The sequence below is a fragment of the Novosphingobium taihuense genome, from assembly GCF_007830315.1.
Taxonomy (GTDB): Bacteria; Pseudomonadota; Alphaproteobacteria; order Sphingomonadales; family Sphingomonadaceae; genus Novosphingobium; species Novosphingobium taihuense.
The window spans coordinates 1-23,899 of record NZ_VLKJ01000002.1; the positions used below are offsets into that span (position 1 = coordinate 1).

Here is a 23,899-nt window from a genome sequence, read left to right on the forward strand (position 1 = left end):
GCACGGTGGTAGCATCCGCCATGGCAGACCGCCGCGCAACAGATACAGGATCGCCTCGACAATTCGCCTGAGCGGCCATTTGCGCGGACGGCCCACATGCGACGGCGGTGGCAAAAACGGCTCAAGCAGCGCCCATTCGGCGTCGGTCAAATCACTTGGCAAAGCCAAGTCCGCGCGGGCATACTGCGCCCGAGTGGTGTCGGTCCACATCCTTGATCTCCGGTAGTCTTCGCAAAACCACCTGAATCAACGACTTGGGCTCGCGTCAAGCTAACCCACTGATACCACTCAACTTAGTTTCGGATCAGGCTCTAAGATGCATGGCTGATCCCGGCCTCGGGGCTAATGTCGGCCACGACAACGCCTTCCGCTCGCTGCGTCGAAATCAACGCCTTCTGCGCATCTGAGAATCTCGATGCCTGCATTGGTCCTTCGCTCGCCCCACCCAAGGGAGATTGCAACGAAGAACTCTAACTCCAAGTGATCCGGCTTTCCAGGATCAGGTCAACACCCCACGACCCCAAATCGTTATGTCATATACCATATGGGTCATGTCAAACCTGCAACATCGCTTACTCATGCCTCCGAAGAGCTCTCGGTCAATCGAGCAGTGCCGCAGGGAGATAGTTCTAAATGGCTTTTTCACGTCAACTGTTGATTGGTGCAATGACCGCTGCGCTGGTCGTGCCAATGCCGGTGCTGGCCCAACAGCAGCTGCCTGCACAACTGCTCCAAGGGGCTGGCTCGGAAGTCCCGGTCGCCACGCAGGTGATGCGCTGGCACATGAACGACGCCGACGTGAATAGCTTTGCTTTCCGCAATATGGACCAGCTCTTTACCACACGCACCGTCCCCCATTCCGGGGCGGTCTGGACCTTGCCCAAAGTCGAACGCGCCGCAGACTTCACGTATAACTTCGGCGGAAAGACGATCACCGCGCAGGAGGCACTTGAGCGTACCTACACCAATGCCCTTCTGATCATGAAGGATGGGCGGATCGTCACCGAGATTTATCGCAACGGATCAAACGAGCGCACCCGTTTCATGGGCTGGTCGATGACCAAGTCCGTCACATCGACACTGGTTGGAGCAGCGCTGGAAGATGGCTTGATTGCTTCGCTTGACGATCAGATCACCCGCTACCTCCCCGAGCTCAAAGGCAGCGGCTATGACGGCGTAACCATTCGCCAGATTCTGCAAATGCGTTCTGGCGTTGCCTACGAAGAGCGTTACGATTTCGCCAATCCCGGCATTGCTGCCAGCAATCACATCAATGCCCTGGTCAAGAACGTCGTGCGGTTTGCCGACGCGGCCCGCACGATCAAGCGCGCGCACAAGCCGGGCGAGGTCTTTGCCTACAAGACTATCGACACCGCCGTACTGGGCTGGCTGATCGAGCGCGTCAGCGGTGGATCGGTTGCCGCCTATACCGCGCGCAAGCTGTGGGAACCACTGGGCACCGAAGCCGACGGATTTTACATCATGGACGGCCAGCCAGGCACAGGCCGCGAATTCAGCGGCGCCGGCTACAACGCAACGCTGCGTGATTGGGCACGCTTCGGACAGATGATGCTGAACGGCGGCATCGCCAATGGCAAGCGCGTGGTAAGCGAGGAATGGGTGAAATTGGCGCAAGCCCCTGCGGGCGCCGAAACCGGCGTTCTGGGAGGCTATGGCTACCAATGGTGGACCATGCCGAATTCGGCCGCTTACTCGGCCATCGGGCTGCAAGGCCAGTACGTATACATCGATCCGACAAGCAGGACAGTTGTAGTCAAGCTCAGTTACTTCCCGCCGCAGGAAGAGGCCGCTGAGCAGGAGACTCTGGCGTTCCTTGCTGCCGCATCGGCGTGGACGCCGAAAGACTAATCAAAGAAACGGGAGGTAGATTTGAAAACACAATCCATGATGGGAGGAGCTCTTGCTCTCGCCCTTGCAGCGCAACCGGGAATTGCACTGGCGCAAGCGCAAGGCGCGAACGTCGGCGATTCCTCCGTCACCGGCAACGCCGATGAAGAAGGCGTTGGCGAAATCATCGTCACCGCGCAGCGCCGCAAGGAAAAGCTGCAGGATGTCGCCGTCTCAGCCACTGCCTTTGACGCCAGTGCGCTGGCTGACAAGGCCGTAACCAACCTCGCCGACCTGCAGAACGCCAGCCCGGCGCTGTCGATCTCGGACGGTGGCATCACCCAGTCGATCAACATCCGCGGCATCGGCCTTGCCAGCAACTCGCCGGCCGTGACTGCGGGCGTCGCCACCTACGTCGACGGCCTGTTCCAGCCGCCGATCGTGCAGGCCAACAGCTTCTACGATCTTGCCAGCGTGGAAGTTCTGCGGGGGCCGCAGGGCACGCTGGTCGGCTCCAACTCGACCGGTGGCGCAATCTTCATCAACACCCAGAACCCGCTGCTCGGCGAGGGCCTCGGTGGCTATGCGATGTTCGGTGGGGGCAACTACAACTCGGTCCAGTCCGAAGCTGCCATTAACCTGCCCGTCTCGGACACGTTCGGTTTTCGCGCGGCAGGTTTCTACCGCAATCGCGATAGCTTTTACAAAAGCGTCGGGCCGGTCGGCAACGACGCGGGCAAGCTGCGCGAAGGTGGCGGCCGCTTCACCGCAATGTGGAAGCCGGGTTCGTTCCAGGCCGTTGCCAAGGTCTCGTTTAACGACCGCGACTCCGGCGGTTACGCCTATCGCCCGATCCTCGGCACGCCGTCAGCTGCATTTCGCGTGGGTGACATCCGGACCCTCAGCTACGATACTCCGGTTGCTGAACGCCAGAAGGCCTTCCAGGCTAGCCTCGAACTGCGGCAGGAACTGGCCAGCGGCATCACGCTGCGCTCCGTCACCGGCTATCAGAACAAGAGGATCAAGGCCCTCAACGATCTTGACGCCTCGACCGATCCGAATGGTATCACCGAAGATTACTTCGCCGGCGAGAAAGTCTACACGCAGGAAATCAACATCATCTCGCCGACCGAAGGCCGGTTTGACTGGATCCTCGGTGGCTATTTCCAGCGCAACGACATTGATGTCCGCATTTTCCAGGATCAGAGCGGTTTCCTCACCGACATCGTCCCCAAGAACCAGCGCACCACGACCGGGTTGTTTGCCCAGGGCAATTACGAGCTCGTCCCGGGCCTCGAGGCGCAGCTTGGCGTGCGCTATTCGACCTACAAGGCGACCGGCAGCGGTGACGTGAAGATCGGTCGCGGCATTCCGGGCTTCCCGCCCGAAGGTGCCTCGGTTGCCGATCTGGGCGGCAGCCACAAGGATTCGCTGGCCACCGGCAAGTTCGCCCTCAACTGGAAGGTCGATCCCGACAACCTGCTCTACGCGCTGGTCGCCCGCGGCTACAAGCCGGGCGGCTTCAATTCGCCCACCTCCAACTTCGATCCTGAACGCGTGATCAGCTATGAAGCGGGTTGGAAGTCCGCCTTCCTGCGCAACCGCATTCGCACCCAGATCAGCGCGTTCTACAACAAGTATTCGAACTTCCAGTTCAACGTGGTTGAGCCCACCACCGGTTTTGCCGGGGTGGAGAACATCTCGACCGTGGAGATCAAGGGCGTGGAAGCGCAGGTACAAGGTCGCTTTGGCGGCTTCGGCTTCGATGCCAACGTGGCCTATGTCGACTCCGACCTGGCCAGCGTCACTTTCGTCAACACCCGGACGTTCGGCGGGGCCGCGCTCGGCCCGCAGTGCCCGACCGGTACGCCGTCATCGCCGCCGGTCTGCTTCAACTATACACCGTTCATCCAGACCACCGGCGGCGGCCCGAACCTCTATGCTCCGCGCTGGACCTGGGGCGGCGGCGTGGAATACGAGATCCCGCTGGGTGGCGAAATGTCGCTGACGCCGCGCGTGAACTATGCCTACGTAGGCGAGCAGTTCACCTACATCGGCTATTCGCCGCTGTCTGACCGGCTCAATCCGCGCGGACTGCTCTCGGCGATCGTGACGCTCAGGATCAACGACAAGCTGAAGCTTGAGGCCTGGGGCACGAACCTGACGAACAAGGAGTACGTCACCGGCCAGCTCAACTCGAACGAGTTCTATGGCGCCCCTCGTGAATACGGGGTCAAGTTGCACGTAACATTCTGATGTCAAAGGGCCGAAGTGGTTAACCCTGCTTCGGCCCTTCTGATACGGAATGCGGTTTGAACCCCGATCTCTAAAGCCGTGCGAGGGACTGGCAAACCTGCCGGACCAGATCGGCCTGCCGCCCCACACCTGCCTTTGTCAGCGCGCTCTTGAGCTGCATCCGGGCTGTACCCTCGGCAATGCCGCGATGGGCCGCAAACTCCTTGACCGTCATCCCGCCGACCAGATGCGTGGTCAGCGTTGCCTCTGCCATGGTAAGACCGAACAGATGCGCCACTTCAGTGGCATCGATACGCGGAGCTGTGCCCGGAGAACATAGGGCAATCAGCGCGAGATTCCGGCCCCACCGGCGCTTGTCCGCTGCATCGCGGCGAAGGACACGCAGATGCAGGACCTCAGAAGGCTGATCTCCCTCCACTCTGCAGGTATCGCCACGCTGCCCGTGTATTACTCCTCGAACCATGGACATACCATCGTTCGACCGGAAACGCAGCCTGCCGTTCAGTTGCGCCACTTGAGGCAATCCGTTGACCAGGCTTTCGGCAGCGGCATTCATCCAATGAACCCCAAGGTCCATGTCGCACGCTACCAGCGCCAGACTGGTGGAGTCCATGAAAGCTTCCGCCACTGACAGTCGAGCCTTGATTCCCGCAACATCTGTAAGAAGCCGCGACATTTGCCGAAAATGCGGGAGGAGCAGGTTCATAAAATGCAGATCGGCGTCTGTCATGTCGCGCCCGTCACCCGGATAGCGATGAAAGATCATCGTCGTGTGCTCACCTGGGGCAGTTCGGCAACCAAGCCAGAAGCCGGCACCAAGGCCACAAGCCGCGAGCCCCTGCTTCAGGTTTTCACGGTCTGTTGCGCTGAATGCAAGGCAGCGGTGGTCGCTCTCGATCTCATCCTGCCCGCGAGGCTCGGTATCGCGCCGGAAACGGGGGTTGAGCGGGGAATTAGCCCAAGCATCATGACGGGTCGCCTCCTGCGTGGACCACGTATCGCGAAGGCTGATTACCGGAATCAGGTCATCCCTGTCGGCCACAAGGCGCTGGAAGACCGCGCTCGCGACACCCAACCGCGATTTGAGCGCATCAAGGACCTCGGTCCAACGAGTGTCCTCGCTGACCGTGCCATACAATGCAGCAATCAGGTCGTTGTCGTCCACCGCCCGCCTGCGCTCCCTACCCTCACGTACCCGATGCCTTCTTATCCCATATTCTCCCTACGCGCGACATAACCTTCAGGCTGATTGGACCTTCGGATCGCGAGCGGCGATATGGGAGACTGCGTTGATGCGTCTGATGTGTGGCGAGCGATGCTTCGCACGTTACCGTGCCCTCCCCTGGGGACAATAGCACATCGAGATGTGATTTGAATTGACGCTTGCCATGTCGATGTGCGACATCCCGAATCATGGCACAGGACATTGTGGCGCGTGCGCGCAAGCTCATCGAGGATCGGGTCATTTCGCGGGCGGCGCTTGCCCGCGCGGCAGGTCTTCATCCCAACACCTTGCGCGACGCGCTGTCGCCGGACTGGAACCCCACCGCCGACACGCTGACCAAGCTCGAACGGGCGATGGACGACAGCGACGACGATGACTTCAGCCTCGCCACGGTCGAGGAAATCATCGCAGACGTGCGCAATGGGCGCATGGTCATTCTGGTAGACGACGAAGACCGCGAGAACGAGGGCGATCTGGTGATCCCCGCGCAGATGGCAACCCCGGAATCGATCAACTTCATGGCAACGCACGGTCGTGGCCTGATCTGCCTGTGCCTGACCAGCGACCGCGCCAACAAGCTCGGGCTCGAACTGATGAGCCGCAACAACGGCACGCGCCATGGCACCGCATTCACCGTTTCGATCGAGGCGCGCGAGGGCGTGGACACCGGGATTTCTGCGGCAGACCGCGCCCGCACCGTTGCCGTGGCCGTTGATGCCACCAAGGGCCGCGACGATATCGTGACGCCGGGCCACGTCTTCCCGCTGATCGCACGTGACGGCGGCGTGTTGGTGCGCGCCGGTCACACCGAGGCTGCGGTCGACCTGCCCCGTCTTGCCGGGCTCAATCCTTCGGGCGTGATCTGCGAGATCATGAACGACGACGGCACGATGGCTCGCATGGATGACCTGATCCCCTTCGCGCGCAAGCATGGCCTCAAGATCGGCACGATCCGCGACCTGATCGCCTATCGCCGCAAGCATGACCACCTCGTCGAGTGTCTCGAGCAGGCGCCGTTCTATACTGATTACGGCGGTGACTGGACGATCAAGACCTATCGCAACAAGGTCGACGGTTCGGTCCACCTGGTGCTGCAGAAGGGCCCGATCCTGGCCGACAAGCCGACGCTGGTGCGCATGCACTCGATCTCGGTCCTGTCCGACGTGCTCGGCCAGCCCGGCCCCCGCAAGCGGATCCTGCAGCGGGCGATGAGCGAAATCGGCGAAGCGGGCTCGGGCGTGATCGTGTTGCTGATGCCGACCGATCCCGAGCAGCTCCAGCGCGAAGTCAGCGGCACGGCCGGACACGACATGGAACTGCGCAGCTATGGTATCGGCGCGCAGATCCTTGCCGACCTTGGCATCCACGACATGGTGCTGCTGACCAATTCCCACCACAATCTGGTGGCACTGGAAGGCTATGGCCTGAACATCGTGGGCGAGCGGGCGATTCCTTCGATTTAAGCCGGGCTACCGGTACTGGTAGCCCACATGCTTGTCGTGATCGCGAGCGTAGCGAAGCAGTCCGGAGGTCGTTTCAGGCCGCGCTGGATTGCTTCTCCCTCCTTGCGGGCACTGAATGACGAAGGGAAGTTCTCAGCAGGTGGCGCTTGCAGCCATGACTTGCCTGCCATCATGGGCGAAGGCGGCAAGCTCGATGACCTCCCCTTCCCCACGCATGACTAGATGCAGGGGCTCGTTGCAGATCGCCGGTGACAAGCCGCGGAAAGCGAAGCCTTTGAGCGCGTTGTCGCCGAGTTCGGCCTGCGCAAGGTCCAGCAGCAAAGTGGCGGTCAATGGGCCGTGGACGACGAGGCCACGATAGCCCTCTTCCTGCGTGGCATAGGGCAGATCGTAGTGGATGCGGTGACTGTTGAAGGTCAGCGCCGAGAAGCGGAACAGCAGGCGTTCGTCTGGCACGATGGAACGGTGAGCGGACCATGGTGATGGCTCGAAGGAGGTGTCGGCGGGTGGCGGCGGCACCGCAGGGCTGCCGGCTGCTGCTGCGTCGCGATAGACGATGGTCTGCATCTCGCGCACCGCAAGCTCGCCCTCGCACCGGGTTTCGTGTGCGATGTCGACGAAGACCAGATGGCCACTGCTGCCGCTTTTTTCGCTGATCGCCATGACGGTGGAGAGGCGTTCTACCCGTGCCAGAAGCGTGAGCGGAGCGAGGAACTCGACCTTGCTCGAGGCCCACATGCGGCGGGGAAGTGGCACCGGGGGCAGGAAGCTGTCGGGACGTTCGTCACGCCGGGGATGCCCGTCGGGGCCAAGCTGCGATGTTGGCGCATCAGGTGTGCACAGGCACCAGTGGAAACCCTGCGGCATGGTGTTGCTGGCGGGCGCTTCACGATCGAGCGTGGCAAGCCAGCGCATGGCAAGGCTACTGTCGACCCGCTCGGTGCGGCGCTCGCTCCTACCGATCCACGCGTCCCACATGCCCGTCAATTGCGCCCCTCCAGCAGGCCCTTCGCGATCACCTGTGCCTGAATTTCTGCGGCACCTTCGAAGATGCTGAGAATGCGCGCGTCGCACAGCACGCGGCTGATCTCGTATTCGAGGGCATAACCGTTGCCGCCGTGGATCTGCAATGCGGCATCGGCATTGGCCCATGCGGTGCGCGCGGCGAGGAGCTTGGCCATTCCCGCCTCGATATCGCAGCGCTTGCCCGAATCCTTGGCGCGGGCGGCGGCATAAGTAAGCTCGCGGGCCATGACGACGTCGACGAGGCTCATCGCCAGCTTGTCGGCGACACGGGGAAATTGGACGATAGCCTTGCCGAACTGCTTGCGATTCAGCGCATAATCCAGTCCGAGTTCCAAAGCGCGACGGGCTACGCCGACGGCGCGGGCAGCGGTCTGGATGCGGGCGCCTTCGAATGTGCGCATCAGTTGCTTGAAACCCTGCCCTTCCTCGCCACCGAGCAGGGCATCGGCGGGCGCGGCCATGCCGTCAAACTGCAGCGCATATTCGCGCATGCCGCGATAGCCGAGGACTTCGATCTCGCTGCCGGTCATGCCCTGGGCGGGGAACGGCTCGGCCTCGCTGCCGCGTGGCTTGGGGACGAGCAGCATCGACAGGCCGGCATAGCCCTTGGCTTCCGGCAACGTGCGGGCGAGCAGGGTCATCATGTCTGACCGGGCGGCGTGGGTGATCCAGGTCTTGGCGCCGTCGATAACCCATTCGCCTGACGCAGAACGGCGCGCGCGGGTCTGGAGCGAGCCGAGGTCGGAGCCGGTATCGGGTTCGGTGAAGACGGCGGTGGGCAGGACCTCTCCGCTGGCGATGGCCGGGAGCCAATGGGCCTTCTGGTCTGGTGTGCCGCCGAGCACGATCAGTTCCCCGGCGATCTCTGATCGGGTGCCGAGGGAGCCTGCGCCGATCCATCCGCGCGACAGCTCTTCGGTGACAACGCACATCACCAGCTTGCCGAGGCCGAGGCCGCCGAACTCTTCGGGAATGCACACGCCGAAGGTGCCGAGATCGGCCATGGCGTGCACGGTCTCATCGGGGATCAGGGCGTTGGCGAGGTGCCACTTGTGTGCGTGGGGCAGGATCTGCGCATCGGTGAACCGGCGGAACTGGTCACGGATGGTGTCGAGGTCGGCATCGCCGAAGCTGTCGGATGGCCACTGGCCCTGAGTGAGCGCGGCTGCGATTTCGGCGCGGGTCTGGGCATGGTCGACAGCGATCATGTCGGCGCAGGTCTCGGCCAGGACGCGTGCGGCTTGGCCAAGCCCGAGGTCTGCAGGGCGGACAATCTCGTTCTGCCCCATCGGCAACCCGCCGACGAGCTGTGCGAGCGTTTCGGCAAAGGCGAGGCGGGCGACGGCATGGTCGAGCGCGGAACCGCTGCGCGCAGCCCATGTGGCAGTAGCTTCGAGTGCGGCAACGCTGGTGGCGATCCAGGCGAAGCCGTGGGCTGCGCGTTGGCGCTCGTCAATGCGTGAACCCTCCAATAGCGCTGCCAGAGCAGCCCTTGCCGCTGCCTGATAGTCCCGCGCTGCGACCAGTTCGCTATTGAACATTCTGCTCTTTTTCCGGATTGAAGATTGTAAGCATTGCTATTATCGCCACAGTATGAATGTCAACGTGGCCTTCTTGTCATCTGATATCGGACGCCTGTTCCGCAAGCGGTTTGCCGCGAGCGCGCAGCACTTCGGCGTGACCGGGCCGCAGTGGCGGATGCTGGCAGCGATCCTGCGCGAGCCGGGCACCAACCAGGGCGCGCTGGCAAACTGGCTCGAAGTCGAGCCGATCACGGCCGGCCGAATGATCGACCGGCTCGAGAAGATGGAGCTAGTCGAGCGGCGGCACGATCCTTCGGACCGCAGGTGCTGGTGCCTGCACCTGACGGCGAAGGGCGAGGACCTTGTCAGGCACATGGCGCCTCTTGCCCAGCAGGCGATCAACGAAGCGGTTTCGGGACTTTCCGACGAGGACCATGCCCTGCTGCTCGCCCTGCTCGAGCGAGTCCGGTCCAACCTTTCCAACGATGCAACTCCTGAAGCGAACCTGATCCATGGCTGAGGCTGACCCCTTCCCCAACCAGACCAAGACGGCCGAGACCACGCCTGCGGCGCAAGCGGCCAGCGACCATGCCGGAGCGACGCGTTCGAAGCGGATGCGCACGATATTGATGATCCTGGGACCGGTTGCGGCGGTGGCCGGCGGCCTGTGGTACTGGTTCGGCAACCCAGGCGTGGTGGAAACCGACAACGCCTATATCAAGCAGGACATTGTTGCCGTGGCGGGCGAGATCACCGGGCTGATCACGCAGGTAAAGGTGCGTGACAACCAGCACGTGAAAGCGGGTGACGTGCTGTTCACGATCGATCCTTCGACCTTTGCCGCAACCGTTCAGCAGGCCGATGCCCAGATTGCGACCGCGCAGGCCAGAGTGACCGCACTGAACGCCGATGTTGCCGCCAAGGCTGCAGACCTCGCTGCGGCGGGCGACGATCTCGCGCTGGCGCAGGCCAACCTCGCGCGCGAAAAGGCTTTGATGGACAAGGGGTTCAATACTCGCGCGCGGATGGATGCGGCAGAGCATGCCGTGGCCGTGGCGCGCGACAAGATCGTCTCGATCCGCGCCGAGGTGGAACAGGCACGGGCAGAACTGGCCAACGGTGCGCAAGTGCCGGGGGTCAATCCCGCGATCGCCGCGGCGCAGGCCAACCGGGCCAAGGCGACGCTCGATATCGAGCGCACGGTCGTCCGCGCGCCGGCCGATGGCGTGATCACGCAAGTCTCGCGACTTCAGGTGGGGCAGATGGTGTTCCCTGGCGTGCCGATGCTGTCGATCGTGCGCGATGGCAGTGCTCGGGTGGAGGCGAACTTCAAGGAGACCGACCTCAATCACATGCGCCCGGGCCAGCCTGCCGAGATCGAGATCGACGCCTATCCGGGGCTCAGGCTGAAGGGCCATGTCGATTCCATCGGTGCTGGCACGGGGTCGGAATTCTCGGTGCTTCCGGCGCAGAACGCGACGGGCAACTGGGTCAAGGTCATCCAGCGCGTGCCGGTGCGCATCGCCATAGACAGCAAGTCCGAGCGGCCACTCATCGCGGGGCTGAGCTCCGACGTCACGGTTCATGTCGGGAAGTAGCGCGGAGATACCGCCACTCGTCTCGCGCAACCGGCCGCTGATGCTGGTCGGCGCGATGGCGGCGATGGTCATGTACACGCTCGACACGACGATCGCGAACGTTGCGCTTCCGCACATGACCGCCTCGCTCGGCGCGACTCAGGATACGATCACCTGGGTGCTGACGAGCTACGTGCTGGCCTCGGCCGTCGCGCTGCCCCTGGCGGGTTGGCTGGTCGACAGGTTCGGAATCCGCACGATGATGCTGGCCTCGGTCCTGCTGTTCACAGCCGCGTCAATGCTGTGCGGCGCGGCGCAGAGCCTGGAGCAGATGGTGTTGTTCCGCATCCTCCAAGGGCTTGGCGGCGCGTTCCTGTCGCCACTGGCGCAAACGGTCACGCTCGATTCGAGCACGGCTGCAGAGCGGCCCAAGATGATGGGCATCTATACGCAGGGGGTGATGCTCGGGCCGATTACTGGTCCGATTATTGGCGGGTTCCTGACAGACAATTACAATTGGCGCTGGGTGTTTTATGTGAACCTGCCAGTCGGCCTGATCTGTTTCGTGCTGCTGTTATTTTACCTGCCCAAGACGCCGACCAAGCAGCGTCGGGTGGACTTTACGGGCTGGGTGCTGGTGGCGCTCACCGTGTCGGCGCTGCAATTGATCCTGGACCGCGGTCTGACGCTTGACTGGTTCGCATCTGCCGAGATCGTGACTTATGCCGTTGTCGCCTTGGCCTGTGCCTGGCTGGCCGTGTTCCACTTGTCGGGCACAGCCAATCCGCTGTTTCCGGCAGGCCTGTTCCGCGACCGCAACTTCTCGGTGGGACTTGCCTTCATGTTCCTGGTCGGGCTCGTCATCATGTCGGTCATGGCGCTGCTGCCGGGACTTCTCCAGCAGATCTATGGCTACACGCCGATGCAGTCAGGCATGCTGCTCGCGCCGCGCGGGATCGGCATGCTGGCGTCGATCACGCTGTTCGGGCGCTTCATGGACAAAGTGGATGCCCGCGCGCTGCTGGCGCTGGGATTGCTGCTGATGGGCGCATCGTTGTGGTTGATGACGGGATGGTCGCTGACAATGCCCCGCGGCCCGATCATCGCGGCCGGTTTGCTACAGGGCCTTGGCCTCAGCTTCACGTTCATGCCAATGAACCTGATCTCGTTCGCGACCCTGCCACCGCAATACCGAACCGACGCTGCAAGCCTTGGCAACCTGATGCGCAATCTCGGTTCGTCGATCGGGATTTCGGCGGCCTCGGTGGAACTTGCACGGAATATCCAGGTCAACCATGCCGAGTTGGGCGCGCACGTGACGCGCACGCTGGTTCCGTTCGATCTTGACCGGATAACTGCCTATGGCGGGGCGGCCGACGCGATGCTGCGAGTGATGGATGGCATGGTCAACCAGCAGGCGGCGATGATCGCCTACATCAACGACTTCTACGTCTTGTCTCTAGCTTGCTTCCTCGCAATCCCGATGTTGGTACTGGTACGCCCAGCCAAGCGACAGACAGAGCCCAAGCTCTCAAAGTAAGAATCAAGAAGACAAAAAAGGGGGCTGACTTGCGCCAGCCCCTTGGAAAGTTTGGGAGAGGATGCCTGAAAGGCACCCCCTCTATCCACTTTGGCGCCCCATGCTGCAAGTGCGAACGGCGCTAAGTGAGTTGCAAATCATGCATGCGATGCGCGCTTCGCGGCCAGAACCGTGTTGCTAAGCAGACAAGCGATGGTCATCGGGCCTACTCCGCCGGGTACGGGCGTAACTGCCTTGGCATGGTCAAGCTCATGCGTGGCGCAATCGCCAACGATCCTGGTGTTGCCATCGTGATCGACCACGCGGGTGATGCCGACATCGATGACCACCGCGCCGGGCTTTACCCAGTAGCCGCGCACGAGATGCGGGGCACCGGCTGCGGCGACGATGATATCTGCCTTGCGCGCAACATCGGGCAGGTCCTTCGTTTCGATGTGGGTGACGGTGACGGTTGCCTCGCGCTCCAGCAGCAACATCGAAACGGGCTTGCCGACGATGTTCGACTTGCCGATGACCACGACGTTAAGGCCACGATAGTCGTCGATCACGCTGTCGAGCAGGAGCATGACGCCAAGCGGGGTGCAGGGCACGAGGCCACCGGTGCCGGTGGACAGGCGGCCGACGTTGACCGGATGGAAGCCGTCGACGTCCTTGCCGGGGTCGATCCGGTCGAGCACCAGCGCGGCGTCGATGTGCTTGGGCAGCGGAAGCTGGACGAGGATGCCGTGGATCGCGGGATCGGCGTTCAACTCGTCGATCAGGCCAAGCACGGTTTCTTGCGGCGTATCGGCGGGCAGACGGTGCTCGATCGAGCGGATGCCGGCCTTGCGGCACTGACTTATCTTGCGACCGACATAGACTTCGCTTGCCGGATCATTGCCGACGAGGATGACGGCAAGACCAGGTGCCGTGCCGCCGCTCGCAACGATATCCGCCACGTCCTGTGCGGTGCGCGCCAGCACTTGCGCAGCAAGCGCCTTTCCATCGATAATCTGGGCCATTCCTGTTCCTCAACCGATAATTTGTATGTGTTGCATACAATATTAGCGGTGGGCGTCGCGGAACGCAACCGCCTCTGGCACGACATCAGCCAGGACATGGGCCAGGGCGCGGGCGTTGAGATCCTGCGCCTTCTCCTCGCTTTCCGCCTCACTGTAGCAACGCAGTTCAGGCGCATTCCCCGAGGGTCGGAAGTGGATGATCGCGCCATCGGCAAAGGTCATGCGATAGCCGTCTGTCGTATCGATGGCGGTGGGGAAACCGGCAATGTCGCCGAACAGGCGGGCGATGCGGGCGAGTTGTTCGTCCTCCGGCCCATGCGACAGGAAGGCGATGAGCGCGGCGCTGTTGTCCTGCGGGAAATCGGCGACGCGATCGGAGAAAGTGAAGCGCGGGGGCAGTTCGGCTACCACATCGGCAAGCGGGCGGTCCTTGGCGTTCAGCACAACTGCGATGATCGGCAGCAGGGCGTCGCGCGTCGGCAATGCGGCCAGATCGTCCACCTTGCTGCCGAGCAGGAAGCCGCCATTGGCCTCATAGCCGCAGACGCGAGCGGCAGGGTCGGCCTCGGCAGCGTCCATCATCGCGCGGATCACATAGGGCGAGCCGATCCGGGTGCGCACTACGGACGGAGCCGTGCTGCTGAGTTCGAGAACGGTGTTGGAGCTGACCGGCGTGACCACCACGTCTGCAGCCACTGCGCGGGCGCAGAGAAGGCCGACGATGTCACCCCGCAGCCAGGTGCCTGTGGCATCGGCGACCAGCGGACGGTCGGAATCGCCATCGGTGGAAATGATCACGTCGACCTTGTTCTGAGCAGCCCACTGCGCGGCAAGATCGATGTCCTCCTGCCGGATCGCCTCGGTATCGACCGGCACGAAGACCGTCTCGCGCCCGAAGGGCACGGCTGTGGCGCCCAGTGCCTCGACCGCGCGGACGAGGACGTCCCGACCGACTGCTGTGTGCTGATAGACGCCGATCGTCATCCCGGCGAGCGCATCGGCACCGAAATGGCGTACGTAGCGCGCAATGTATTCGTCAACGACCTCGGTGACGGCGGGCATTTCGACCGGGTCGAGCAGGCTGTCATCATTGCCGAAGCGGGCCGGGTCCTGCGCCACGCGCTGGGAGACGATGCCGCCTTCGTCGCTCTTGAGCACTTCGCCATGGGGGCGATAGAACTTGATGCCGTTGCGGTCTGCCGGGATGTGGCTGCCGGTGACCATGATCGAGGGCATGCCGATCCCCATGGCGTGGAAGGCCAGCGCAGGTGTGGGCGTGAGGCCGCAGAACACGACCTCGCCACCGCAATCGCGCACGGCCGTGGCGCAAGCGGCGAGGATGCGGGGCGTGCTCACGCGCAGATCACCGGCAAGAGCGACGCGATCACCGGAAGAGAACTCTCCGATCTGGCGAAGATACTGGAGAAATGCCGTTGCATAGGCGTGGCAGAGCTTGTCGGTCATGGCCACGGCCAGACCTCGCACGCCGCTAGTGCCGAAGGGCACCCCGCTGCTTGCCATGAGTTCGGCTACAGTCACGCCGCCTTCGATCGACATATCATTCATATACAACAGTTTTCCATTTCAAAGCCGATGCGTACCGAGCAGCTGCAGCACGCACCCACGATCAGACCGGCTTAACCACACCGGAGATGCCTTGGCAAAGGCGCACTCCTCCTCACCGAACCGGACGCTCCGTTGTCGGTTCCCCCGGATCGTAATCTTGCCGCACTATTTCGGCTTTGTGGCAGACCCGTGTCCGGGAGGGGCTCTTGCAGTTCAGCAAAAAAAGTTCACACAACATTGCCACAAAGACATCAAAGCGCCTCCACTTGTGCTGCACTTGCGAAGATTGGATTAGCCCAAGATCATGGCCGTTGCCCACTCCGAAACGTCAACGGGAGCGAACCATCACCACGTACCGACGGTCCGCGACTTTTTCCGCTGGTCGAATCAGGTACTTGCCCCTGATGGCGCGTTTATCCGGCTGGCACTGCTGTTCGGTGCTGCAATATCGCTGCTTTCGCTGGCGACGCCGATTTCGGTGCAATTGCTGATCAATTCGGTCGCCAACACCGCCCTGCCCGCTCCGCTGCTGACGCTGGCGGCGATTCTCTTTGCCCTTCTCTTGCTGTCCGGCATCCTCAGCGCGTTCCGGGTGCATCTGCTGGCCAAATTCGAGCGGAGGTTCTTCGCCCGGCTCGTGGCAGAGATCACATTGCGCGCGGTTCACGCCCAGAACCCGTTCTTCGTCGATTCCCGACGCGGAGACCTGTTCAATCGCTTCTTTGACATGGGAGTGGTGCAAAAGGCGCTGACCAGCCTGCTGATCGGCGGCTTCACCATTGTCCTGCAAAGCTTTGTGGGGCTGCTGGTGACGAGCTTCTACCACCCGTTCTTCCTTGCCTTCAATCTGGTGCTGGTGCTGCTGGTCCTGCTCATCTGGCGCGTCTGGGCGAATTCTTCGATCGCCAGCGCCGTGACCAAGAGCCACGCCAAGCACGCGACCGCACATTGGCTGGGCACGGTGGGCGGCTCCAACGGCGTCTACAAGTCGAGCCGGCACATGGCCTATGCCATCCGCCGGTCCGAGGACATGACCGCGAACTACGTGTCGGCCCATCGCCGCCACTTCCGCTATACCTTCGGCCAGACCCTCGCTCTGCTGCTGCTCTATGCGCTGGCGAGTGCGGGTCTGCTGGCGCTGGGCGGGTGGCTGATCCTTCAGGGTGAGCTTTCGATCGGCCAGCTGGTGGCTGCAGAGCTGATCCTTTCGGGCGTGTTCTACGGCATCGCCCAGCTCGGCACCTATCTCGAAGTGTTCTACGAGCTGGCGGCGAGCCTCGAGGAGTTGAACCTGTTCTGGGAAGTGCCGCAGGAAGGCGCGCCTCTCGCCGGGACAGAGGGCGACGCTGCGCGGCTGGTGGATGGGTCTATCCGCCTGCGCCAGGTCGAACATGGCCCGCATCGCTTCGACTTTGCCGTGCCCGGCGGCGCGCAAGTGGGCGTGCTTGCCGCGCCCGGCGTGGAGCGCACGCTGGCGACGCTGCTAAAGCGGCTGGAAGTGCCACGCAGCGGCTTCGTCTCGGTCGGCGGCGCGGACCTTTCGACATTCGACATGTACCGCCTGCGTTCTGACGTGATCGTGCTCGACCGCCCGACCATCGTCGAGATGTCGGTGCGGGAATACCTCGGCCTCAGTGCACCCGACCGGCCCGACGCGATGATCCAGGCGCTGGAGCTTGTCGGGCTCGACCGGCGCGTCGGAGCGCTGGATGGCGGGCTCGATGCCCTGCTTTCCAGCACGGGCTTCCCCTTGACGGTGGGCGAAACGATGACGCTGAAACTGGCGGGGGCCGTGCTGGCGCGTCCGCGCGTGCTGATGCTTTCACCGATCTACGACATGCTGCCGCCCGAACGGCTCGATGGCGTGTTCGCAGCGCTGCGCGAGCATGGCACAACGATCCTCCAGTTCACCGCCCGCCCCGAGGGACTGATGCGCGACCGCTGGTTGTGGCTTGGCCCGAACGATCAGCGCGAAGGCGCCTGCCTTGAAGATATCGAGCCGTTCGTCCGCGGCGAAGGTTTCGCGCAGGGGGAGCGCTAAGCCATGGCCATGATCCCTGGAACGTCAGTGCGACACGACCTGTCCGCCTTCCCGACGCTGGCCGGCCTGAAGGTGCCGCGCACCACCCGCACGCTGGGGCGGATGATCGCGGTGGCCATTCCGCTGCTGCTGATCCTGCTCTTCGCAGTGAAGTGGGTCCAGACAGCGCCCGGCCGGGGCGAGGTCATCGCGCTCAACCCCGAGGACCGCGTGCAGCAGGTGACCGCACTGGTGCCGGGCAGGGTCGAGCGCTGGTTCGTGGTCGATGGCCAGCAGGTAAAGAAGGGCGATCCGATTGCCCGGATCATCGACAACGATCCCGACCTGCTTGCCAGCCTTGCTGCCGAGCGCGCGCAGGTAGTAGCGCAGATTGCGGCAGCCGAACAGGCGCTGGCGACGGCGCGACTGGACGTGACGCGCACGTCGCAGCTCTATGCCGACGGTCTTGCCGCCCGCCGCGACTACGAAAACACGCAGATCAAGGTGGCCGAGATGGAAGCCAAGCTGGCCGAAGCGCGGGCCAAGCTAAACAAGGCCAACATCGGGTTGAACCGTCAGTCGGCACAGCTGGTCCGCGCGCCGCGTGACGGGCGCATCCAGCAACTCAACACCGCCGCCGGTGCAACGCTGGTCAGCGCGGGCGACTGGCTGGCGACGATTGCCCCGGAGCGCCAGCAACGCGTGGTCGAACTTCTGGTCGACGGGCGCGACGTGGCGCTGGTGCGGCGTGGACAGCCGGTGCGCTTGAACTTCGAGGGCTGGCCCGCAATCCAGTTCAGCGGCTGGCCATCGGTGGCACAAGGCATGTTCGACGGGCGCGTACTGGCAATCGACCCCTCGGCGCAGAACACCGGGCTGTTCCGCGTGCTGGTCGAGCCGATGCCGGGCAAGCCTGCCTGGCCGGACGACAACTACGTCCGCCTGGGATCGAAGGTGCGTGGCTGGATCCAGATGGAGACGGTGACCATCGCCTACGAACTGTGGCGGCAGCTCAATGACTTCCCGCTGGAATTCCCGGTCCCGGTAGATACCGGCCCACGCAAGGGCACCGCGCTCAAGGCGCTGACCGACAAGGAAGCGACCAAGGGCAAGAGCGGCGGCAAGTCGGACAGCTATGGCGGTGCTGATTACGGCGGGGGCGAGGAAGAGAAATGATCTTCCGGATCGTGGCCGCGATCCTCGCCTTCCTGTCGCTTGCGGCTCCGGCAGCGGCGCAGGCAGTCAAGGAGGGCGAGCTGTCCTTGCGCGAGGTGTTGCAATCCTCGGCCACGCACGCGCCGCAGATCCTCGAGGCGATGGCGCGGCAGCGGCAGGCCGATGCCCGTGCGCTAAGTGCCGAAGGACAGTTCGACCTTGTGTTCAATGCCGAGGCCATGGCGCGACCGCTGGGCTACTACAACGGATCGACGGCGGAAGTTTCGGCCTATCGTCCGCTGCAGAACAACGGCGGACAGGTCTATGGCGGCTATCGCAAGTCGTTCGGCGACTTTGCCTCCTACGAGGGCAAGTCGATCACCAACGAGCTGGGCGAGATCAAGGCCGGGATGCTGTTCTCGCTCCTGCGCGACCGGGTGATCGACGAACGGCGCGGGCGGCGCGAACTGGCAGGAGCAGACATCGAACTGGCCGAGCTGGACCGCGATCTGGTCGCCATCGGCGTCCAGCGGCGCGCCATCGAGGCCTATCAGCTGTGGGTGGCTGCGGGCATGCGCGTGCGCATCTATCGCGAGATCTACGATCTGGCCAAGGAACGGCAGGCTTCCATCGAACGCCAGATCGAACTGGGCGCCCGCCCCTCGATACTCGGCACCGAGAACCAGCAGAACATCGTCCGACGTCAGGCACTTTTGGTGCGCGCAGAACAGGATCTGGAGCTGCAGGCAAATGCGCTTTCGCTGTTCCTGCGCGACGGGCTGGGGCAACCGGTCGTGCCGTCGGCGGAGCGCCTGCCGCCGAGACTGCGTGACAGCGTCACCCCTCGCCTTGTCGACCAAAGCGCGGCCATCGCAGCGCGACCCGACCTGCAGTCGCTGCTCACGCGGATCGAGCAGGCGGGCATCCGCGCGCGCCTTGCGGAGAACGACCTGAAGCCGCGTCTGGACGTGCGCGTGGAAGCATCGAAGGACATCGGCGCGGGATCGCCCGTTCGCACGCCGACCGAGGGGATGGTTGGCCTGCGCTTCTCGGTGCCGCTCGAACAGCGGGCAGCCAAAGGGCGGATTGCCGAGGTGGCGGCGGAGCAGGATGCCCTTTCGCTGCGGCTGCGCCTTCTGGAGGAACAGATCGGCGTTGAGATTGCCAACCTCCGCACGCAAGTGAAGGGCGCAGAAAAGCTCGCCGGGCTCGCCACCGCCGAGGCCGCCCTCGCCCGCAAGATGGCCGAAGCCGAGCGCCGCCGCTTCTCCCTCGGCGCAAGCGACTTCCTTGTGGTGAACCTGCGCGAAGAATCGCTGGCCGATGCCACCGTGCGCGAGATCGACGCGAACTATCGCCATGCCGCCTCGCAGGCGGAACTCGTTGCCGCTCTGGCCGACCGGGAGCAGCTGGGGCTCTAAAGCATTAAGCCGGTTTTTTCGGCTTCTCGTGGATACTGCGCGGCGGAGGAGGGTTCAGCGTGGATGGGTCGGCGGTTGCGTCGACCGCTTTGCGGAGTTTTCCATGGCGAGCCTGACCGGTACCAATCTTTCAGACGCACATACCCAGCAGCCAGCCCTTGCGGGCAAGCGCGTAGTCGTGACTGGCGGAACGACCGGCATTGGACGGGCAATCGCAGTGCTGCTCGCGAGCGAGGGCGCGCAGGTTTTCGTGTGCGGCCGGGACGAGAACCACCTCGCCGATGCTCTGGCGCGCATCAACGAAGTGGGCCGTGGCGATGGAGTCGCGGTCGATTTGGCCACGCCCGAAGGCATGCGGCGCTTCTGGAGCGCAGCTGATGCAGCCTTGGGTGGCGCGCTAGACGTGGCGATCATTAACGCCGCCGTTCCGGCCGGGACCGCGATGGAGGTGAACGAGGAGGAACTGCGCTACCAGCTCGAGACCGATCTCGTCGCCTACGTGATCGCATCGCGTGAGGCGGCGCGGCGGATGAGTGGAAGCAGCGACACGGGGGGCGACATCGTTCTGATCGGATCGATGTCCGCCGTGTCGCGGGGCAAGGGCAGCTCAACCTACGTGGCGGCCAAGTCTGGCGTGCAGGGCTTTGCCGCCGCCTTCCGAGAGGAAATGGCGCCGAAGAACATCAAGGTAGGCCTGATCGAGCCGGGGCTGACTGGTGCAGACCTCCAGTATCCCGAACATTCGGCGCAAGACCAGCGCGACATGATCAATGACGGGCAGATGCTGCGCGCCGAGGACATCGCCACGGCGACGTACTTCATGCTCACCCAGCCCCGCCGAACGGCGGTTTCGCTGATACGGGTGGAACCGCGGCTGGATCAGCGCTGATGGCATGCGGCCTCTTGCCCCGACTTGGGCCTCGCTTCGCTCAAAGCCTTTTTTTCACGACCTGTTGAGGCATCGAGACAGAAAGGCGGGCGGAGCTATTGCCCCGCCCGCCTGCTGTTTGCCGCCCTGATTCCACGCTGGTCCAGGCTGGCGAGGGAGCCGAGTTCAGAACTTGATGCCAGCGCGCACGCCGTAGGTGCGCGGATCGGCAAGCTGGACTGTGCCATTTGCACCCGAAGCGATGGACGAGACGGTCACGTTGTCTTCCAGGTTCTTCACGAAGAGCTGGAGATAATAGTTCTTGTCTGGCGCGTTGTAAGTCAGGTTCGCGTCAGTCTTCGAGAAGCCCGGCTGCTTGAGTTGCTGGACGTTGGCAAGGCCCGCCAACTGGTAGCTGGTGCTGATGCGCGTGCGAATCTGCGCATCGATGGTGCCAGCGCTACCGATATCAAAGGTGTGGACGTAGTTGAGGTTGACCGTCCAGCGCGGCGAACGGTCCAGGTCGAGACCCTTCCAGTCACGCTCGACGGTAGCTCCGCTGATGATCAGGTTCGGCTTGAAGTTGCCATAGCGGGCATTGAGCCATGCCACGGCAACGTCGAAGTGATCGTTGTCGCCAGCCTGGATATTGCTTTCGAGTTCGATGCCGTCGACCTTGGCAGTCGCCGCATTGGTCGTGACCTGGCACTGGCCGCCTGCAGGAGTGCACGTGGCGACCTGGCTGACCTGCAGGTTCTTGTAATCGTAGTGGAAGCCCGAGAGGTTGAGACGGACACCGCCGCCGAGACGCGTCTTCAGACCGGCTTCGTACGAGGTCAGCGTTTCTGGCTCGTAGTAGAGCGCGCCGAGCGTGCGGTTCTGGTTGCACGAAGCGTTCTCTGCAGTGTTGCAACCGTCGTTGAAGCCGCCTGCCTTGTAGCCGGTCGAGACGGTGGCGTAGAGCAGCGTCGTGGCGTTCACGTCATAGTCGAGGCCGAGACGCCAGGTGGTCTTGCTGAACGAACGCGCGGCGTTGTTGTTGGCCTTGGTATCGGTCGGCAGGTTGCAGGCCACGGTCGAGCAGGTGACGGTGTTGCCGATGCGCGACTTGTCATCGTGCGAATAGCGGATACCGGCTGTGAAACGCAGCGAATCCTGCAGGCTGTAGGTGGCCTGCGCGAACCCGGCATATGACTTCGCCTTGGTCGGATCCTGCGGGAACCCGAAGACGTAGCCCGGCGCGTTGGGGGTCGGGTTGAGCAGGCCGAGCAGGTAGAAGCCGATACCCGACTTCTCCTCGAAGTAGTAGCCGCCGATCTGGGCCTTCAATGGACCATCGCCATTGGTGGCGAGGCGCAGTTCATGGCTCTGCTGCCAGTATTCGCCATCAAACCGGGTAGCAATGGCACGGGCACCGAGGCCACGGATGTTGATGCCATCTTCGTGGCGTTCGAATTCGCGGTAGGAGCCGAGGTAGTTCACCGTGACCGGGCCGAGGTCGTAGCTGAAGTCAGCCATCACGCCCCAGGTCTTGTTATTGCGATCAGTGCCGAAATTGGCAGGCACGTTGAGCGTGCGCAGCTCGCTCGAGGAACGGTCACCGCCGATGTAGGTCGGATTGACGAAGTTGGTGGTGACGTTCGAGTAGACGTTGCTGAGTGGCAGGGCGTTGACGGTCGTGCCATCGATGTTGGAATAGTCAGCACGGACGACGAGTTCGCCGCTACCCAGGTCAAAGAGGGCCGAGCCGCGAAGCGACAGGTTTTCCTTGAACGGGCTGAGGCGTGAGGTGAACCCCGTGCCCGCCTTGAGATAACTGTCACGGCGATCATAGTTGACCGCGCCGCGCAGCGCGATCTTCTCGCTGACCGGGACGTTGATCACGCCAGTGGCCTGGAACGTGTTGTAGTTGCCATAATTGAGGTCGACCGATCCTTCGAACTTGTCGAGCTTCGGCTTGGCAGAGATCACGTTGACCACGCCTGCCGTGGTGTTGCGACCATAGAGCGTACCCTGCGGGCCGCGCAGCACTTCGACGCGGCCGATGTCGAAGAATGAGACTTCCTGAACCTGCGGGCGGGCAATGTAGATTCCGTCAAGCATGAATGCAGCGGAAGGATCACCCTTTTCGGTGCCGTCAGTGCTGGTCACGCCCCGGATGGTGATCTGCAGGCCGTTGGCACGGTCGATAGAAAGGTTGGGGACGGTTTCGGCCAGGGCGGTCGGGTTGGTGATGCCTTGGCTGACGAGGGCCGTACCTGCCACTGCAGTGAGCGCCACAGGCGTCTTGGAAGCAAGTGACTCGGTACGATTGGCGGTAACGATGATGTCGCCGCTGTCCACGGGCTGTTCGGCCGCTTCCTGTGCAAAGGTCGATGTTGCAGACAGGGCCAGAACCGAGGCCAGGCAGGTGAGTTGCAGTTTTCTCATTGGTATCCTCCCACAAAGCAGATGCTGCCGCGAGACATCGCTGTCATGCGAGGGGGATCCAGCCTCCATTCCGGACGATCTGCTTCAGGCCTCCCCTCGCGTTGCAGTGTGTATGCACGCGAACGTTATGGGCCTTGCCTTGCATACCGACTTTGACAGCGCAAGGCAAAAATGCACAGATCGATACATATCGATCCTGCGCATGCTAACCTATCGATACTTTGGCTTTGTGCATGCAACTAAGGTCAGTAAGATTTCTTCTCGACCTGACGAGCAAAGCCTTCGAGAGCGCTTGAGGCATTGAACATGTGCGCGCGCATCAGCTTGGCCGCTTCCTCGCCATCACCGCGCATCACAGCCTCGACAAGTTCGCCATGTTCGTGCCGCGACCGCTCGGGCCGTCCGCTCTTGCGCAGCTGTGCGCGACGGAAGGCAGCCATGCGTTCCCGCAGAGCCTTTGCTTGCTCGACGATATAGGCATTGTGCGTGCCTTGGTAGATCGCATCGTGAAAGCGCCAGTTGAGCCGATCGTATTCATCGACATCACCACGCGCGACGGCGAATGCAGAATCCTCATGAATTTGCCGCAAAGCGCTGCGCTCAACCGGCGTCATGCGCCATGCTGCAAGGCGAATGCACATCGCTTCGATCTCGGCTGACAGCTCGAACATCTCGAATATGCGCTCAGCGGTCATTTCTGCGACGACCGCGCCGCGGCGAGGCCGCATTTCGACAAGGCCGGACGCCGCCAACTGGCGCAGCGCTTCTCGCACCGGCGTCCGAGAAGCGCCGAAGCGATCTCCAAGCAACTGTTCGTCCAGCTGTGCCCCGGGGAGAAGCGCCCCAGTCGTGATCTCGTCAGCCAGGGCCAGCCTGATGCGATCGGATAGCAGCATGGCAGGGCCCACGTCAGGTTCGGATTTCATGTTGATGCATGCTCGATAATGTGATTATTGGAATATTGCATACACATTGGCTGC

The 23,899-nt window shown here is 62.9% G+C and carries 18 protein-coding genes and 1 pseudogene; 10 read left to right on the forward strand and 9 right to left on the reverse strand.

The genetic code is table 11. From position 1 onward, the window contains the following. Both IQ25_RS05040 and IQ25_RS21320 read right to left on the reverse strand, forming a co-directional pair. The coding region (locus IQ25_RS05040; RefSeq protein WP_144903246.1) for a transposase at positions 1 to 210 on the reverse strand (210 nt) is incomplete at its 3' end. 104 nt (positions 211 to 314) lie between these two features. Next, positions 315 to 425: pseudogene (locus tag IQ25_RS21320) on the reverse strand (IS3 family transposase); the annotation flags it as partial. 208 nt (positions 426 to 633) lie between these two features. Here IQ25_RS21320 and IQ25_RS05045 point away from each other — a divergent pair. Together IQ25_RS05045 and IQ25_RS05050 are read left to right on the forward strand one after the other, a co-directional pair. Then, positions 634 to 1,869: a serine hydrolase domain-containing protein gene (locus tag IQ25_RS05045; RefSeq protein WP_144903249.1), complete on the forward strand. Its 1,236-nt coding sequence runs from the start codon at positions 634 to 636 to the stop codon at positions 1,867 to 1,869. 21 nt (positions 1,870 to 1,890) lie between these two features. Further along, on the forward strand, positions 1,891 to 4,104 hold the full coding sequence (locus IQ25_RS05050) for a TonB-dependent receptor (protein ID WP_144903252.1): 2,214 nt from the start codon (positions 1,891 to 1,893) through the stop codon (positions 4,102 to 4,104). A 70-nt stretch (positions 4,105 to 4,174) separates the two neighbouring features. On the opposite strand, the gene IQ25_RS05055 is transcribed toward IQ25_RS05050, so the two are convergent. Then, positions 4,175 to 5,269: a helix-turn-helix transcriptional regulator gene (locus tag IQ25_RS05055; RefSeq protein ID WP_144903254.1), complete on the reverse strand. Its 1,095-nt coding sequence runs from the start codon at positions 5,267 to 5,269 to the stop codon at positions 4,175 to 4,177. Positions 5,270 to 5,517: 248 nt separating this feature from the next. Between IQ25_RS05055 and ribB the strand changes: the two genes are divergently transcribed. Beyond that, positions 5,518 to 6,792 carry a 3,4-dihydroxy-2-butanone-4-phosphate synthase gene (ribB, locus tag IQ25_RS05060; RefSeq protein ID WP_144903257.1) on the forward strand — a complete coding sequence of 425 codons (1,275 nt, stop codon included), beginning with the start codon at positions 5,518 to 5,520 and terminating at the stop codon, positions 6,790 to 6,792. Between the two features lie 132 nt (positions 6,793 to 6,924). Here the strand turns inward: ribB and IQ25_RS05065 are convergent, their stop codons facing one another. Further along, on the reverse strand, positions 6,925 to 7,770 hold the full coding sequence (locus IQ25_RS05065; protein WP_144904170.1) for a hypothetical protein: 846 nt from the start codon (positions 7,768 to 7,770) through the stop codon (positions 6,925 to 6,927). Positions 7,771 to 7,775: 5 nt separating this feature from the next. Then, positions 7,776 to 9,359, reverse strand: a complete 1,584-nt coding sequence (locus tag IQ25_RS05070) for an acyl-CoA dehydrogenase family protein (protein WP_144903260.1) — start codon at positions 9,357 to 9,359, stop codon at positions 7,776 to 7,778. Between the two features lie 64 nt (positions 9,360 to 9,423). On the opposite strand from IQ25_RS05070, the gene IQ25_RS05075 reads away from it, so the two are divergent. Genes IQ25_RS05075 through IQ25_RS05085 form a run of 3 tightly spaced genes read left to right on the forward strand, consistent with a single transcriptional unit; the run spans position 9,424 to position 12,458 of the window. Next, on the forward strand, positions 9,424 to 9,861 hold the full coding sequence (locus IQ25_RS05075) for a MarR family winged helix-turn-helix transcriptional regulator (protein WP_258536950.1): 438 nt from the start codon (positions 9,424 to 9,426) through the stop codon (positions 9,859 to 9,861). Beyond that, positions 9,854 to 10,939 carry an HlyD family secretion protein gene (locus IQ25_RS05080; RefSeq protein ID WP_144903266.1) on the forward strand — a complete coding sequence of 362 codons (1,086 nt, stop codon included), beginning with the start codon at positions 9,854 to 9,856 and terminating at the stop codon, positions 10,937 to 10,939. Before IQ25_RS05075 ends, IQ25_RS05080 begins: the two co-directional genes overlap by 8 nt. Further along, the gene (locus IQ25_RS05085) at positions 10,926 to 12,458 is read left to right on the forward strand and encodes a DHA2 family efflux MFS transporter permease subunit (protein WP_144903269.1); all 1,533 of its coding nucleotides are present in this window, start codon (positions 10,926 to 10,928) and stop codon (positions 12,456 to 12,458) included. Before IQ25_RS05080 ends, IQ25_RS05085 begins: the two co-directional genes overlap by 14 nt. Positions 12,459 to 12,595: 137 nt before the next feature. Here IQ25_RS05085 and folD read toward each other — a convergent pair whose 3' ends face one another. Further along, positions 12,596 to 13,459 carry a bifunctional methylenetetrahydrofolate dehydrogenase/methenyltetrahydrofolate cyclohydrolase FolD gene (gene folD / locus IQ25_RS05090; protein WP_144903272.1) on the reverse strand — a complete coding sequence of 288 codons (864 nt, stop codon included), beginning with the start codon at positions 13,457 to 13,459 and terminating at the stop codon, positions 12,596 to 12,598. Between the two features lie 42 nt (positions 13,460 to 13,501). After that, positions 13,502 to 15,025, reverse strand: a complete 1,524-nt coding sequence (locus IQ25_RS05095) for a phosphomannomutase (protein ID WP_144903275.1) — start codon at positions 15,023 to 15,025, stop codon at positions 13,502 to 13,504. 304 nt (positions 15,026 to 15,329) lie between these two features. On the opposite strand from IQ25_RS05095, the gene IQ25_RS05100 reads away from it, so the two are divergent. The 4 genes from IQ25_RS05100 to IQ25_RS05115 all read left to right on the forward strand — a co-directional run bounded on the left by IQ25_RS05100 (position 15,330) and on the right by IQ25_RS05115 (position 20,510). Beyond that, positions 15,330 to 17,066: an ABC transporter transmembrane domain-containing protein gene (locus tag IQ25_RS05100; protein ID WP_144903278.1), complete on the forward strand. Its 1,737-nt coding sequence runs from the start codon at positions 15,330 to 15,332 to the stop codon at positions 17,064 to 17,066. Positions 17,067 to 17,075: 9 nt separating this feature from the next. Next, a complete protein-coding gene (locus IQ25_RS05105) occupies positions 17,076 to 18,221 on the forward strand; it encodes an HlyD family secretion protein (protein WP_144904172.1) in 1,146 nt (381 codons plus the stop codon). Beyond that, on the forward strand, positions 18,218 to 19,621 hold the full coding sequence (locus IQ25_RS05110; protein WP_181447187.1) for a TolC family protein: 1,404 nt from the start codon (positions 18,218 to 18,220) through the stop codon (positions 19,619 to 19,621). Before IQ25_RS05105 ends, IQ25_RS05110 begins: the two co-directional genes overlap by 4 nt. Before the next feature lie 103 nt (positions 19,622 to 19,724). Further along, positions 19,725 to 20,510 carry an SDR family oxidoreductase gene (locus IQ25_RS05115; protein WP_144903281.1) on the forward strand — a complete coding sequence of 262 codons (786 nt, stop codon included), beginning with the start codon at positions 19,725 to 19,727 and terminating at the stop codon, positions 20,508 to 20,510. A 165-nt stretch (positions 20,511 to 20,675) separates the two neighbouring features. Here the strand turns inward: IQ25_RS05115 and IQ25_RS05120 are convergent, their stop codons facing one another. Next, positions 20,676 to 22,919, reverse strand: a complete 2,244-nt coding sequence (locus tag IQ25_RS05120; RefSeq protein ID WP_144903283.1) for a TonB-dependent receptor — start codon at positions 22,917 to 22,919, stop codon at positions 20,676 to 20,678. A gap of 245 nt (positions 22,920 to 23,164) precedes the next feature. Then, positions 23,165 to 23,845 (reverse strand): GntR family transcriptional regulator, encoded by a 681-nt coding sequence (locus IQ25_RS05125; RefSeq protein WP_144903286.1) that lies wholly within the window; start codon positions 23,843 to 23,845, stop codon positions 23,165 to 23,167. Positions 23,846 to 23,899: the final 54 nt, after the last annotated feature.